Raw genomic sequence first — 13,776 nt, 5'->3', positions numbered from 1 at the left:
AACAAGCAAATTCATATCTTGTGGAACAGGCATCTTGCCTGTTCATGAGAATGGTACAACATCTCAGATATTACCGAGTTTGGAAGATATTCTGCACCATTTTCTTATCTACACTCGCCGCCGCCTTATCCAATTCGGCAATCTCCCCGGAGTTTAACTCCCAGCCCAAAGCACCAATATTATCCCTCGCCTGTGCCGCAGATTTCGCCCCCGGAATCGGAATAGTTTCTTTGCAGATGCACCAGTTAATTGCTATCTGGGAAACAGTCTTGTTTCTGAATGTCGCTATTTCTCGCAAACACTCCAAAAGCGATCGCATTCCCGGAAGTAGCTGCTTGCACGCCAAACCTCGGATACCTTTAGGAAGAGAGCCGTTTTCGGAATATTTACCCGTCAGCAACCCCAAGGCTAGAGGACTGTAAGCAATCAATTTTATTCCCAATTCATCGCAAACATCTTTCAATCCGAGTTCTGTCACCGGATAGGTGGAAAGTAGCGAATATTGCACTTGTAAAGTAACAATAGGAATTTGGAGATCGCTAAATTTCCGATGCACCCATTTCAGCCGTTTCGGCCCGTAATTAGACAAGCCCACTCCCTTGACCAATCCTTGCTCATAAAGGTCAGCCAAACCATCTAAAAGAGCACCCTCTTGCCAAGGAGCGTAATTGGCTGTAGACCAGTGCATTTGCACCAAATCTACATTTTTTCCGAGGCGCGCCGCAGAGGCTTTGCCAGCCGATATCATTGATTGTCGCGTCAGTCTCCAAGGATAAGCAGCCAGTTTTGTCGCAATACAAATACTGTCTTTGTTTGCACCTTGATATTGTTGAGAAAATTCCCCCAAAAGCTGCTCGCTGCGTCCGTTTAATTTCCCTGTTCCGTAAGAGTCGCCGGTATCGAATAAAGTGACGCCGTTACTAACACAAAGATTGAAAACGGCTTGCAATTCCTCGTCCATACTTTCATTGTAGCCCCAGAGGAATCTGTTGCCCCATGCCCAAGTGCCGCAGCCCATTTTTGGCAGTAAAAGTTTTTGGTTAGTTGGCATTTTTATTGATGGTAGTTGTTGGTAATATGGATATTTTATAGGAACATAACTCGGTATCGCCTAGCCCCCAGTAGAGCTGTTTCATTCTGCCACAGGCCGCCAGGGACTCAAGTCCCTGTCTAATAGCATAAGTCGGTTAAAACCGACTCAAATAGTAATTTCAATTTTGAAAATTAGAGTTACACATATATTCAGCGCTAACTCTATACAAAAACAGCTTTGATAGAATTGCTACAGTCGTCTAAAGACGACTTCAGCTATGAGACAGGGGTTTAAACCCCTGTCGGACTGTCGGACTAATGGCACACCCTACAAAATTACCAATGACTGATGACTTGTTAATTCTTTTACGTGGTTGGCGAGGGTGAAGGTGTGCTGTTTTTGGTAGGTTGCTCTGGCTTAGTTTTCGGATCTGGTTTTGGTGGTGGCGGCGGAGGGAAAGTAGCCGCGCGTCTGGGTATTTGTAGCGCTGTTCGGAATGCAGAAGACGGGAAGAAAGCACTAAATTGAGACAGTCGATGGGCGATGGGTTCGGGCGCATATTCCCACAAGCTTTCGTAGTAGAAGAAAGCGGCGCCTAAGCCGTATTGTTGGACTGCTTGCACCTGAGATTTAATTTGCTGAATCGGTACTGGGTTATTTCTCAAACCTGTCATAATCCCAACTCCGGTGGGAATCTTTTGCTGTGCTTCTTGCATTTCTGGACGGTTAATCTTGCCCACAAATGATTCTAAATTGGGACGGTACACTTGCACGATTAGCTCGTCGGCAATATCCAAACGCACCCAAGTCAGCCAATCTTGGAGGTGATGTTTGTAAGCAAACTCATAGTAATTAGGAGAAATTGAGAAAATTGCATGGGGTTTGACTGCTTTGACGGCTTGATTTAGCTGCGACATAAAAGCGGTGATTTTATTGGCTCGCCACTGCACCCATGCTGGATTTTGAAAATCTTTGGGCGGCGCTTTTTTGGTTTCTTTGGTATACAAAGCAATTGTGTAGTCATCGTATCCAAATTCCGACGGCAAACTCATGTGGTCGTCAAATTGAATGCCGTCTGCGTTGTATTGAGTGGTGATTTCTAGTACGAGTTCGGTAATGAATTGCTGAACTTCGGGATGAAAGGGATTGAGCCAAACTACTTCGCCGCCCGCGCCGTTTGATGTTTGGCTGCCATCTTGTTTTTGTGTCAGCCAATCGGGATGATTTAAGGCTAATTCTGAGGTGGGAGGAGCCATAAAACCAAACTCAAACCAAGGAATTACTAGCAGGCCTTGGCGGTGAGATTGAGCGATTAAATCGGCGATCATATCTTGTCCCTCTAACCCTCTGTAAACAAAGGGTTGAATATCTCTTTGCTGCGCTACATTGCTGGGATACATTGCATAGCCCGAATTCCAGACAACGGGATAGATTGTGTTGAAATTTAACCGTTTTAGTTTGCTGACAGCATCTCCTAGTTTGCGACGATCTCTGAGGATGTCTTTGTCGTTTGTCGTCATCCAAACGCCACGAATCTCCTGGCGGGGTTGCTGGGCGATCGCCGGAATGAAGTTGTTCGCCAGCAATACTATAATGAATGAGAGGGCAAACAGAAGCGGGAAAAGAGTTTTAATCGATCGCTGCCAACTGCGCGGAATGATGCGTAATGTCATAGTTTTGAATGGTGAGTTAGCTATTGAAACACACCCCGACATAATTTGGTGATAAAATTTGCTCGCTCTACAGTCTACAGCCATTGGCGCTGAATGTGGAATCGGTTAACTGAAATGGGTGAATTGATGTTATGCGATCGCAACTGAACTCCGTATAATCTCTGAGACAGAGGGTAAGTGACAGCATTCTGTCTAACTGCGGGGAAATCATTAATTACGCACTGCCAGCTCTCCTTACCGGACTGTGCTGCCCAATGAGTGCGAGTGCTGTACAATATCGGTGCTGGAATATTTCGATCGAACATCTGTAATTGTGAAAGATTTAGTGTTAATTGGTGGCGGTCACAGTCATGCTATCGTATTAAAAATGTTCGGTATCAAACCGCTGCCGGGAGTGCGTTTAACTTTGATTAGCGACGTGCTGCACGCGCCTTATTCGGGAATGCTGCCGGGACACGTTGCCGGGTTTTACGATTATGATGAATGTCACATCGATTTGCGATCACTCGCGGAATTTGCCGGATGTCAAATATTAATCGATCGGGCGATAGCGATCGACCTTAACAAAAATTTAGTTATTTGTCAAATTCACCCTCCGGTTAATTTTGATGTGCTTTCGGTGGATATCGGCAGCACTCCTGCGGCTTTATCTGTACCGGGTGCTGCTGAATATGCAATTGCAGCTAAACCCGTACCGGAGTTTTTAGCTAGCTGGAATCAGTTAATTTCAGAAAGGCAAAACTCTCTCCAAAAACCGCTGCGGATCGCCATTGTAGGGGGCGGTGCAGGTGGCGTAGAATTAGCATTAAATATACAATCTCGATTGGGGAAGGAAGAGGGGTTCGGCAACGGATTGTGTAACGGATTTAACGGATTTAACGGATGGGGATTCAGGGAAGAGGGAAGGGGGAAAAAAGAAGAAGAACTAGAAATACATTTGTTTCACAGCGGTGCTGAATTGATGCAGGGACACAATCAGCGGGTGCGCCGACGCCTTCAAGAAATTCTCATCAGTCGCGGCATTCAATTGCATTTAAAGGAAAAAGTCTGTGCTGTAAAAAAGATTGAGAGGGAAACCAATCCTCAATTCCCTACCAATTACCAAATTTCCTGTAAATCAGGTTTAGAATTAGAGTGTGAGATTATTTTTTGGGTGACACAAGCATCGGCAGCCAATTGGATAAGAGAATCCGGTTTAGCAGCCGACTCAAACGGCTTTATGGAAGTCAACGATTGCCTACAATCAGTCTCTCACCCCAACGTATTTGCGGCTGGAGATATCGCTGCGATGGTTAATTATCCCCGTCCCAAAGCAGGCGTGTTTGCCGTGCGTCAGGGCAAACCGCTGTTTGAAAACTTGCAGCAGTTTTTATTGGAAAAACCGCTGAAACCCTTTGCACCGCAGGAACAATACTTAGGGTTAATTGGTACTGGGAATAAAAGGGCGATCGCATCTCGCGGCAATTTCATGTGGGAATCATGGGTGTTGTGGTATTGGAAAGATTGGATCGATCGCCAATTTATGCAACAATTTAGCAATCTGCCCAAAACAGGCGATACCAAATAGCAAGACATTCAGATATTCTCCTCTCTTCCTCTGCGTCCTCTGCGGTTAATAAAAAAGTGTTATTCAAAAACGCTTTAAGATTGTTATAGTAATATCAGAAGTAAAGAAAACTAACTATGTTCAGGAAAATTGGATTTGGGCTGCTTTGGATTGCATTTATCACCTACGCCTTTGTATTTGCACCACCCGACAGTCCAGAAAAAACCATCACACTAATTACCAATATTTCCACAGGCAAAATAGCAGACATCAACCCTTTAATTGTAGCGTTATTCAACCTCATGGGAGTCTGGCCGCTCATCTACAGTTGTGTCTTATTTGCTGACGGCAGGGGGCAGAAAATACCTGCATGGCTATTTGCCACTTTATCCTTTGGCGTCGGCGCCGTTGCCTTGCTGCCTTATTTAGCCCTGCGCGAACCGAATCCTGAATTTCCCGGTCATAAAAATATCTTTTTAAAGATATTAGACTCCCGTTTTACTGGAATTTTCTTAACATTAGCTGCGGGTGGTTTAGTTGCCTTTGGCTTGACAAACGGCGATTGGTCTGATTTTATTCAGCAGTGGCAGACTAGCCGCTTTATCCATGTAATGAGTTTAGATTTTTGTATGCTTTGCCTACTATTTCCTGCCTTATTAGGAGACGATATGGCGCGCCGAGGAATGCAAAACTCTACAGCATTTTGGGCAGTAACATTAGTACCGCTGTTCGGGCCGTTGGCTTATCTGTGTACGCGCAAACCGCTGCCGGAAACTAATACTAAAACTGTTACAAATTAGACAGCAGTGCTGGTAATTTTCAGTTTAATGTAGGAATCCATCACAAGTAATCAGACAAGAAACAGGCAAGATTCCTGTTTCACAATAAGTAAGTAAGTTTTATTGTGGCGTTGGCTTCTAGCCCGCACATGAAACACTGATTACAAATAGTGCCAAATCTGAGTATTAATGTAAATAATTATCTCCCAGTCTCTAGCAAATGAAAAAATTTCCGATTGTTGGTATCACAACATACAACCGCTGTCCAGCAGGCGAATATCGCTTAAATGGAACTTATATTGATGCAGTTCAGGCTGCTGGTGGCATTCCGATTTTACTGCCGCCCAATCAATTAGATCCGGCTAGTATTTTTGATGCAGTAGATGGTTTGATTTTGTCCGGGGGCGGAGATATCAACCCAGAACTTTATGGCGGTTATGTCGATCACACAGTTTACTCAGTTAATGCAGAACGCGACAATTTTGAATTAAGCTTAGCAAAGCTAGCTTTGAAGGCTGACATACCTGTGTTGGGGATTTGCCGGGGAATGCAAATGTTGAACGTAGCCAGCGGTGGCAGTTTGGTGATTCACGTACCGGATGCTTACGGAAATGAGGTTAATCACGGATCGGGAATTCCCCCGCGTGCGATCGAGCATACCATTGAAATTGAGCCAACCAGTCGGCTAGCAAAAATTATGGGAAAAACTTCAACAACCGTTGTTTCCTGGCATCATCAAGCAGTGAGGAAAGTAACATCCGATTGGCAAATAGTAGCGAATGCACCTGACACTTTGGTAGAAGCAATGGAACACTGCTATCACCCTTGGATGATAGCAATTCAATGGCACCCCGAAATGTCCCCAAACTGTTCATTCAACTCTCGAATTTTTCAGGCTTTCGTAGAAGCAGCAGCTTCAAGATTTATGAATTCTACCAAGTCAGACTCAAAGGCAATTCCTACATTTTTATAGTCACTTATTCTTGATAGTCAGTATCTATTTCAATATCCAGGGTATCTTCGTCTATTCTGACATACAGAACATTGGGGCGACAGCAAACCTGACAATCTTCGATATAAGATTGTTCCATACCACCGCTGATATCAATAAAAGTTGTACTCGGTTCGCCGCAGAAAGCACAGTAATATTCAGCCGTTGTTTGCATCTTTCTCGCACTCTATTTTTGTGACTTCGTGGCGGTAGCGAAACATATCTGTTAATCGCATTTCCACCCACCAACCTAACAACAAATCGACAATCGGGCCGCCCGGTATCGAAAATGCGATCGCATCTGTCAATCTAGTCTTGCCATTTTCTGAGGTAAACTCGTGTCGGTGAGTCCAACGTGCCATCGGCCCCTCAGTTTGTTCATCAACAAACAAGCGATATTGTTCGCACTGAGTGTGAGTCGCCACCCATTTTACAGGAATCGGCCCCAATAACAGGCGAAATTCTGATACAGCACCCACATCGAGTCCCCCTTCGCGGCGAATGATTTTCACCGGTTGCCAAGGCGGAGTCAAAAGTTGCAGAATGTCCGGCCTTTCGTGAAAGTTCCAGACTGTTTCCACGCTCGAATTAATTAGGGATGAATATCGAAAATTAGGCATTTTCTAGATTAAGTTAAACAGTTATTTCCGATCGCGTTTCAGCATTTGCAGTATTATCCTCTGTATCCGTACAAACAGCAACAGTTAGTTTCAATCCCAAAGCATTCAGCCAAGTGCCCAGATTGTAAATCGCATCATTTCCTTGCTGCGATAGCAATTCATCCAGTTTTTTTAATTGCAATTCATATTGTTCGGGAGACATCTGCTGTTTGCCAAGAGCTTCTGCTACATTGCTAAGTACCACTTTTAGCAGTTCGGTTTCCGGGTTTTCTTCTTCAAAAAAAGCCTCTAGATACATCGCAGAATCTATTGGCTTTTTGAGAGATTCTATTAAAAAGGGATGGTAAGGTAAACTTTTAGGCATTATCTTCACTCCTGTAATCAGTCCAGTATTTGATAGCTTGCTGTATGTCTCGGTCTTGAGTGCTTTTATCCCCGCCTATTAAAAGCAGGATAATAGTTGTGCCGACTTGTCCGAAATAGATTCGGTATCCAGGGCCATAATCTATTTTTAATTCATAGACTCCTTCTCCAACAAATCGATAATCTCCGAGATTGCCGAGTTGAACTCTGTCTAATCTCAACCTAATTCTAGCTGTAGCTTTGCCATCTCGGAGAACATTAAACCATTCCTCGAAAGGCACTCTGTTGTCTGGCGTAGTATAACGCTGAATTTCTTTCGGTTGGACTTCAGGCATAATTGTATTATAGTATGTCGCTCCTCATCTTATCTTGAACCGGTTGCCAAGGCGGAGTCAAAAGTTGCAGAATATCCGGTTTTTCGTGAAAGTTCCAGACTACTTCAACGGTGGCATTAATCAGCGACGAGTAGTTAAAATGGGGCATAGTATCGTTGCGCTAGACAGTTAAGTGCGATCGCGTTTCAGCATTTGCAGTATTATCCTCTGTATCAGTACAAACAGCAACTGTTAGTTTCAATCTTTCGCATCCGCTATTTCTTAACTCGTCAACTGCAAATCCTTCGTCCTAAAATGACTCGTCGCCTCAGCCAAATGCTTCTTCAAAGTCGCCTCCGGTAGTGGCCCTTTTAAATGACTCCAAGGCAAAACCCGATCCAATTCCCACTCTTGAAAAACATAAAAATCCATCTCCGGCAACTGTCCCCGCAACTCCTTAAACGCCCGCCTATAACTCCCCAAAGTATCGCCGTAATGCCGCACTAATTCTAACAGCCGAGACAACCGCCGATCGCCCTTTGACAACAAACCCTGAATTACCGACCAGTTATAGCTTTCAGGTCTAAATTCTAAACCTAACTTACGCAATTCTTTATCTAAAAACTTCAGCCTCTTCTCCGCATCTTTATTCACTCCAAACCACTGAAAAGGAGTGTGAGATTTCGGAACAAAAGTGCTGCATCCCAGAGTCAACCGCAAACCGGGAACAGCTTTTCTAATCGCCCGCATCATCGCCACCGTCTCCTCTAAATCCTCCATTTCTTCGCCGGGAATTCCCGCCATCCCGTAAAGTTTAATTCCCTTTAAGCCACCAGCTTTAGCATTGATAGCAGCTTGAATAATTTCGTCATTGGTGAGTTTTTTGTTAACGATTTTGCGGAGGCGATCGCTCCCACTTTCCACCGCAATAGTCACAGATTTGCTGTCTCTGTTGGTCAATATTTCTGCCAATTTAACTGTCACCGTATTCGTCCTTACCGAAGAAAGACTCAGCCGCACGCCGTCGTATTTCGGATGATTCAAATGATCCAGCAACGCTTCAAATTCGGGGTGCTGAGTGACCGAAGCACCCAACAAACCCAAACGATTAGTCACAGCTAAACCGCGATCGATCGCCGGAATTAACGAATCCTCCAAACTCGCAGTTCTAAACGGCAAAGTCAGATAACTTGCCAAACAAAAACGGCACATTTCTGGACAACTCCGAACCACTTCCACCATGTAAATATTTTCCCAAGCCGCTTTTTCTGTCACCACAGTGGAAGCAGATAAAGTATTGCCGCGGTACGTCTGTTTTTCAACCATACTGGGAATTTCTGAATCGACAGGCTGAATCGATTTAATCCCCTCAGTCGCATCCAGATAAGTTACTTCGTACAAACTGGGGACGTAAACTCCCGGAACTTGGGCTAAATGCCGCAATTTAGTTGGTCTGTCGGCGGTACGGACTTGTTTATAAGCATCAATAAAATTGTCAATGAGATGTTCGCCATCTCCCAGCAAAATCACATCAAAAAAATCGGCAAAAGGTTCTGGATTCGCAGTAAAAACCGGGCCGCCCCCGAATACTATCGGATGATTATCAGTTCGTTTTGACGCCCAAATCGGAATTTCGAGAGATTCCAATAAATTTAGAATATTTACATAGTCTAGTTCCCAAGAAAGCGAAAATCCCAGTAATTCTGGATTTCGGGGAAGTGGTTCGCTGATATCAGTAAATAAACGGCCCACTTCAATATCCGATCGCACAGCCAAAGTGGCCCACACTATCTGATAGCCGAGACTGGTAATACCCACCGTGTACTCGTTGGGAAAAGCAAAAATAGTCGGGATAGCATCAGCATCGGGGGTTGCTGGGACAAATAGTAAGCGTTCTTGAGCAAATGGATTAGGAGTCATCCGATCTTAGATTTTAGATTTTAGATTTTAAATTTTAAATTTGGGAATTTATCCCACGGATAAACCCGGGAGTTTGTGACCAAATTGCTTGTGATCACGGGCAAGTTTAGCCTTAGCACTAAAAAATTTAATTATAGCTCATAAATGACTCTAACTTTAAGTTGATACCTATACCTTTTGACAGCAGACAACGGACAAATGACGGAAAGCAATTGGTGGCGATGCCCCTAGCTTTGTTAGTGGATAAGCAAAAAAAAGCTCCGCACCCGATAAACCTGAGAACGGTACAGCCCATGGATGGGTTAATCTAAAATCTAAAATCTAAAATCTAAAATTGATTGACTTCTTAAAAGTTACTCTTAAATAGAATCGCGATCGTCCTGAGTTCTCGGAGTAGTCGGAGTAGGTGGTGCACTGTGAAAAGTTGCAATCAGCAAACAGATAATCCCAGCATTAATAAACACATCAGCTAGATTAAAGACGGGGAACCGAATCAGCCGAAAATCGATAAAATCTACAACATGGCCCGAAACAAATCGATCGATCCCGTTCCCCAGTGCTCCACCTAAAATCAAACCGTAGCCAGCTTGTTCCCAGCGGTTAATTCGCGGCCCGAACCAAGCCAGCACAATCAATCCCACACTAACGCCCAAAGACAGCCAGCGCAACCAAATCGCCCCGCCATTGCTGAACAGACTAAAAGCCGCACCGGTATTAACAACATAAGTGAAGTGAAACACTCCGGGTAACAGCGGCTGTGTCTGCGGAGGAACCGTCAAGTCAAAATTTTGTACCACCCAAAACTTAGTCAGGTGGTCTAAAACTAAACTTATAGCAGCAGCAATCCAGAACAAGGGATTTCTTTTAAAACGCATGGATTAAGCAATAGAAAAGGGGGCATCGGGCATGGGATAATTTACTCAAATTTCGCTGGTTATTGTCAGCAGAATGCAGTGCAGCAAAGCAATCCCAGCCGCAGCGAGATGACTCTCCCGCTGGGCAATGATAGTATAACCTTATTTGACACAACTACCAATCCCCGATTACCGATTACCAATTCCCAATTCCCAATTCCCAATTCCCCAATTAATTAATAAAACATCAAGCGGCGTAAAGTAAATGACAGGACTGCGATCGCACAAACTACCGCCAATTGTCCCGGCAGGGGATAAACCGAATATTTAAGAATCTCATCGAATAAAGGTGTTGTTTTTGCCGGAGGTAGCCAGTAAGTAAAAATTAGATAAATTAAGCCGATCGCGTGAACAGTGAACAAACCGCATAAACAGCTAAAAGCCATAGATTCCAGCCGCGAAGCCACCTTAAAAGCTACCCAACCGCACACCCAAGCACCAGGCACAAAACCCAGCAAATACCCAAAACTCGCTTCTTTGAGATAGCCGATGCCGCCGCCTTGAGAAAAAACTGGCCACAAAGTTAATCCTAATGCCAAATAAGCAATTTGCGAGAGAGCCGCAGCATTTTTACCCCCCATGCAGCCTACTAGCAAAACGGCTCCAATTTGATAGGTAACACCTAAAGAGTACGCCTGAAGTCCTCGATCGTCCCACAACCCAATCGGAATTGTGACAGATGCAGGCAAAAAAGTGCCTCCTATCGTCAGGAGCAAACCAATAACAGCCCAGATTAATTCAATAGGAGCAGGCATTATCATCAAACGGCATTCGTCAGAAGGTATAAGGCAGAAGGCATTTGTCAGAGGCAAGCTTCAATGCCCGCAGGTTTTAAATTCTTAATACTAGCACTACTCTCAAAATAACCACCATTGTATGGTTTTCTGGCTCTCAAGCCTCGATCTTGTGATAATTTAATGAGGAATTTTTCGCGATCGGGCGATCGACTGCTTGTTTCCGTAGCTCGGTCTCTGCTATATACCTTATATATTGACACTTGTCAAGCTCATATATAACATTAATAATATTAATTAATATTAAATTGCCATAAAGTGTAAAGATTCTTAACCTAACCTTTACTTTTGCGCGCTATGCTGATGCGGGACACCCATATAACGATCGCAGATTTTTTATACCTATGCTTTTTCGTCTCAACTTGATTAATTCAAACCGTCTGACTACTGCAATTTCCGCTATGGCGATCGCCCTGAGTTTAGCAGCTTGCGGCGGTGGCAGCACAACCACAAGCAGCAGCCCCAGCCCCGGCGACACCGCAGCATCCCCCGGCGCATCTCCCGTTGCAGCCACCGGCACAGCGGAAAACACCAAACTCGCTCTAGCCTCAGACGTAGCCATCACCGCAGCCGGCGCCTCATTCCCCGCCCCTCTGTACCAGCGTTGGTTTCAAGACTTCAACAAAATCAACCCCAAAGTACAAATTAACTATCAATCAGTAGGCAGCGGCGCCGGAGTCGAACAATTTACCAAAGGCACAGTAGACTTTGGGGCCAGCGACACCGGCATGAAAGACGACGAAATCGCCAAGGTTCCAGCCGACAAAGGCGTGATCTTGCTGCCCATGACAGCCGGCAGCATCGTCATCGGCTACAACCTGCCAGACTTAACCGAACCACTGAAACTGCCACGGGATGTTTACGCAGATATCTTCGCCGGTAAAATTACCAACTGGAACGATCCCAGAATTGCAGCCGCCAACCCGGCCGCTAAATTGCCAGACCAAGCCATCACCATCGTCCACCGTTCCGACGGTAGCGGTACCACCGCCGTCTTTACCAAACACCTGAGTGCCATCAGCCCCGACTGGAAAAGTGCAGTAGGCGACGGCAAAACAGTACAGTGGCCCGTAGGCGTAGGCGCAAAAGGCAACGAAGGCGTCACAGCCCAAATTCTGCAAACTGTAGGCAGCCTCGGCTACATAGAATACGGCTATGCCAAAAACAACAATGTCAAATTTGCATCTTTGGAAAACAAAGCAGGCAGCTTTGTCGCACCTACCGACGAATCAGCTTCTCAAGCTTTAGCAACTGTGCCCATGCCGGAAAACCTGCGAGCATTTATCGAAGACCCCGAAGGCGCTCAATCCTATCCAATAGTGACCTACACTTGGATGCTGGTCCCCAAAACAGTTACTGACCCCAACAAAGCCAAAACTATCGAGGCAATGGTTGAATACGGCTTGAATGAAGGTCAAAAAGTTAGTTCCGAATTGGGCTACGTTCCTCTGCCCCAAAGCGTTAAAGAAAAAGTAGCCGCGGCCGCGGACGGCATCAGCCCAGATTACAAAATTGAGGTTGCCAAATAGTAACTCTTGACTGTTGATTGTTGTCCGTTGTCAGAGGGAAAAAAGCCCTTCGGCATTGCGCGTGCGGGTAAAAATCAGCAAGAATGAAGAGAGATATTTCTGTGGGGCGGGTTTTACCAGAAATATTTGTTAAAAAGTCAGGGGATTAATAAATCCGCCCCTCTTCTATGTAACAATCGGTGCATCTGTGTAGGGGTGGGTTTGACCAGAAATACTTGTTGAAAAGTCAGGGAATTAATAAACCCGCCCCTCTTTGATTTTATTTATGGTCTTTCTTTCTGCTTCGTTCTAGCTTTTTCCGAAACAGGCTATTTTCGGCTACTATATATTTGGTTTTTTTTCTATGATTTCAGATAATAACAGCGCTCAATCACAGACCCGATCGCGCTCTCAAGCCGAAAAGTCCTTAGACCAAGGCTTTATCTGGCTGACCCGGATTTTGGGGATAGGAGTAGGTGTAATTTTGCTGGTAATCGCGCTCACCGTTGCTTATCGGGCTTTACCGGCCATTCAACAGTACGGTTTGGGCTTTCTGTTTGGCAGTAGCTGGAATCCGGTTAAAGAAGAGTACGGTGCGCTGCCGATGATTTACGGGACGATCGTCAGTTCGGCGATCGCGCTCCTAATTGCAGTACCATTAGGAGTAGGGACTGCCATTTTCTTGAGCGAGGACTTTCTGCCATTACCAGTGCGTACAGCTTTGGTTTTTTTAGTAGAACTTTTAGCCGCCATTCCCAGCGTAGTCTACGGTTTGTGGGGAATTGCTGTATTGATTCCCATGATTACCACTCTCGGCAAGTTTCTCAACGGCACTTTCGGATGGCTGCCGATTTTTAGCACCTCGCCAGTGGGGCCGGGAATGTTACCAGCCGGAGTAATTTTGGGAATCATGACTTTGCCCATTATTACTGCTATCTCCCGCGACTCATTGGCAAGTCTCCCGCCCGACTTGCGGCAAGCATCTCTAGGTTTAGGAGCTACTCGCTGGACAACAATTTTTAGAGTGCTCGTACCGGCGGCTTTTTCCGGCATTGTCGGCGGAATTATGCTTGGGCTCGGTCGCGCCATGGGAGAAACAATGGCTGCAACTCTGTTAATTGGTAATTCCAATCAGTTAAGTCTTTCTGTGCTAGCTCCGGCAAATACTATTGCTTCTCTGATGGCAAATCAGTTTGCGGAAGCCTCCGGGTTGCAAATAGCAGCTCTGATGTACACTGGGCTTATTCTGTTTATTATGACACTGATTGTTAATATTTTGGCAGAGTGGATTGTTTCTCAAGTAAGAGCGAAGTACAACTAG

15 protein-coding genes and 1 pseudogene are annotated in these 13,776 nt (G+C 45.1%); 5 read left to right on the top strand and 11 right to left on the bottom strand.

Annotated elements, in window-relative coordinates:
• Window positions 1–70 precede the first annotated feature (70 nt).
• The 3 genes from Q5691_RS08025 to Q5691_RS08015 form a co-directional block, all read right to left on the bottom strand.
• Window positions 71–1,051 (bottom strand): aldo/keto reductase, encoded by a 981-nt coding sequence (locus Q5691_RS08025; protein ID WP_333213829.1) that lies wholly within the window; start codon window positions 1,049–1,051, stop codon window positions 71–73.
• 347 nt (window positions 1,052–1,398) lie between these two features.
• Entirely contained in the window at window positions 1,399–2,790 is a 1,392-nt protein-coding gene (locus tag Q5691_RS08020; RefSeq protein ID WP_333344399.1) for a glycoside hydrolase family 10 protein, read from the bottom strand.
• Window positions 2,781–3,011: a hypothetical protein gene (locus Q5691_RS08015; protein ID WP_333215533.1), complete on the bottom strand. Its 231-nt coding sequence runs from the start codon at window positions 3,009–3,011 to the stop codon at window positions 2,781–2,783. The genes Q5691_RS08020 and Q5691_RS08015 overlap by 10 nt, the downstream gene beginning before the upstream one ends.
• Before the next feature lie 8 nt (window positions 3,012–3,019).
• Between Q5691_RS08015 and Q5691_RS08010 the strand changes: the two genes are divergently transcribed.
• The 3 genes from Q5691_RS08010 (at window position 3,020) to Q5691_RS08000 (ending at window position 6,004) form a co-directional block, all read left to right on the top strand.
• Window positions 3,020–4,273 carry an FAD-dependent oxidoreductase gene (locus tag Q5691_RS08010; RefSeq protein WP_333307950.1) on the top strand — a complete coding sequence of 418 codons (1,254 nt, stop codon included), beginning with the start codon at window positions 3,020–3,022 and terminating at the stop codon, window positions 4,271–4,273.
• Between the two features lie 116 nt (window positions 4,274–4,389).
• Window positions 4,390–5,052: a DUF2834 domain-containing protein gene (locus Q5691_RS08005; protein WP_333307948.1), complete on the top strand. Its 663-nt coding sequence runs from the start codon at window positions 4,390–4,392 to the stop codon at window positions 5,050–5,052.
• A 199-nt stretch (window positions 5,053–5,251) separates the two neighbouring features.
• The gene (locus tag Q5691_RS08000; protein ID WP_333215527.1) at window positions 5,252–6,004 is read left to right on the top strand and encodes a gamma-glutamyl-gamma-aminobutyrate hydrolase family protein; all 753 of its coding nucleotides are present in this window, start codon (window positions 5,252–5,254) and stop codon (window positions 6,002–6,004) included.
• A gap of 4 nt (window positions 6,005–6,008) precedes the next feature.
• Here Q5691_RS08000 and Q5691_RS07995 read toward each other — a convergent pair whose 3' ends face one another.
• From Q5691_RS07995 to Q5691_RS07960, 8 genes and pseudogenes are all read right to left on the bottom strand, one after another.
• Window positions 6,009–6,197, bottom strand: a complete 189-nt coding sequence (locus tag Q5691_RS07995) for a CPXCG motif-containing cysteine-rich protein (RefSeq protein WP_333084521.1) — start codon at window positions 6,195–6,197, stop codon at window positions 6,009–6,011.
• Window positions 6,181–6,642 (bottom strand): SRPBCC family protein, encoded by a 462-nt coding sequence (locus Q5691_RS07990; RefSeq protein WP_333307945.1) that lies wholly within the window; start codon window positions 6,640–6,642, stop codon window positions 6,181–6,183. The genes Q5691_RS07995 and Q5691_RS07990 overlap by 17 nt, the downstream gene beginning before the upstream one ends.
• 13 nt (window positions 6,643–6,655) lie before the next feature.
• Window positions 6,656–7,006 carry a transcriptional regulator gene (locus tag Q5691_RS07985; protein WP_333215523.1) on the bottom strand — a complete coding sequence of 117 codons (351 nt, stop codon included), beginning with the start codon at window positions 7,004–7,006 and terminating at the stop codon, window positions 6,656–6,658.
• Complete coding sequence (locus Q5691_RS07980) at window positions 6,999–7,340, bottom strand: type II toxin-antitoxin system RelE/ParE family toxin (protein WP_333344397.1); 342 nt, start codon at window positions 7,338–7,340, stop codon at window positions 6,999–7,001. The genes Q5691_RS07985 and Q5691_RS07980 overlap by 8 nt, the downstream gene beginning before the upstream one ends.
• Window positions 7,341–7,374: 34 nt before the next feature.
• Window positions 7,375–7,488 (bottom strand): annotated as a pseudogene (locus Q5691_RS07975) (SRPBCC family protein); the annotation flags it as partial.
• A 113-nt stretch (window positions 7,489–7,601) separates the two neighbouring features.
• Window positions 7,602–9,239 carry a radical SAM protein gene (locus Q5691_RS07970; protein ID WP_333344395.1) on the bottom strand — a complete coding sequence of 546 codons (1,638 nt, stop codon included), beginning with the start codon at window positions 9,237–9,239 and terminating at the stop codon, window positions 7,602–7,604.
• A 359-nt stretch (window positions 9,240–9,598) separates the two neighbouring features.
• Complete coding sequence (gene lspA / locus Q5691_RS07965; RefSeq protein ID WP_333215517.1) at window positions 9,599–10,114, bottom strand: signal peptidase II; 516 nt, start codon at window positions 10,112–10,114, stop codon at window positions 9,599–9,601.
• A 215-nt stretch (window positions 10,115–10,329) separates the two neighbouring features.
• Entirely contained in the window at window positions 10,330–10,908 is a 579-nt protein-coding gene (locus Q5691_RS07960) for a biotin transporter BioY (RefSeq protein WP_333215515.1), read from the bottom strand.
• A gap of 383 nt (window positions 10,909–11,291) precedes the next feature.
• On the opposite strand from Q5691_RS07960, the gene pstS reads away from it, so the two are divergent.
• Both pstS and pstC read left to right on the top strand, forming a co-directional pair.
• On the top strand, window positions 11,292–12,476 hold the full coding sequence (pstS, locus tag Q5691_RS07955; protein ID WP_333215513.1) for a phosphate ABC transporter substrate-binding protein PstS: 1,185 nt from the start codon (window positions 11,292–11,294) through the stop codon (window positions 12,474–12,476).
• A 343-nt stretch (window positions 12,477–12,819) separates the two neighbouring features.
• Window positions 12,820–13,776, top strand: a complete 957-nt coding sequence (gene pstC / locus Q5691_RS07950) for a phosphate ABC transporter permease subunit PstC (protein WP_333215511.1) — start codon at window positions 12,820–12,822, stop codon at window positions 13,774–13,776.

This window comes from Microcoleus sp. w1-18aA5 (assembly GCF_036701705.1).
GTDB lineage: Bacteria > Cyanobacteriota > Cyanobacteriia > Cyanobacteriales > Microcoleaceae > Microcoleus.
The sequence above is the reverse complement of the archived record's forward strand: the minus strand, read 5'-3'. Positions and strand labels throughout refer to the sequence as shown.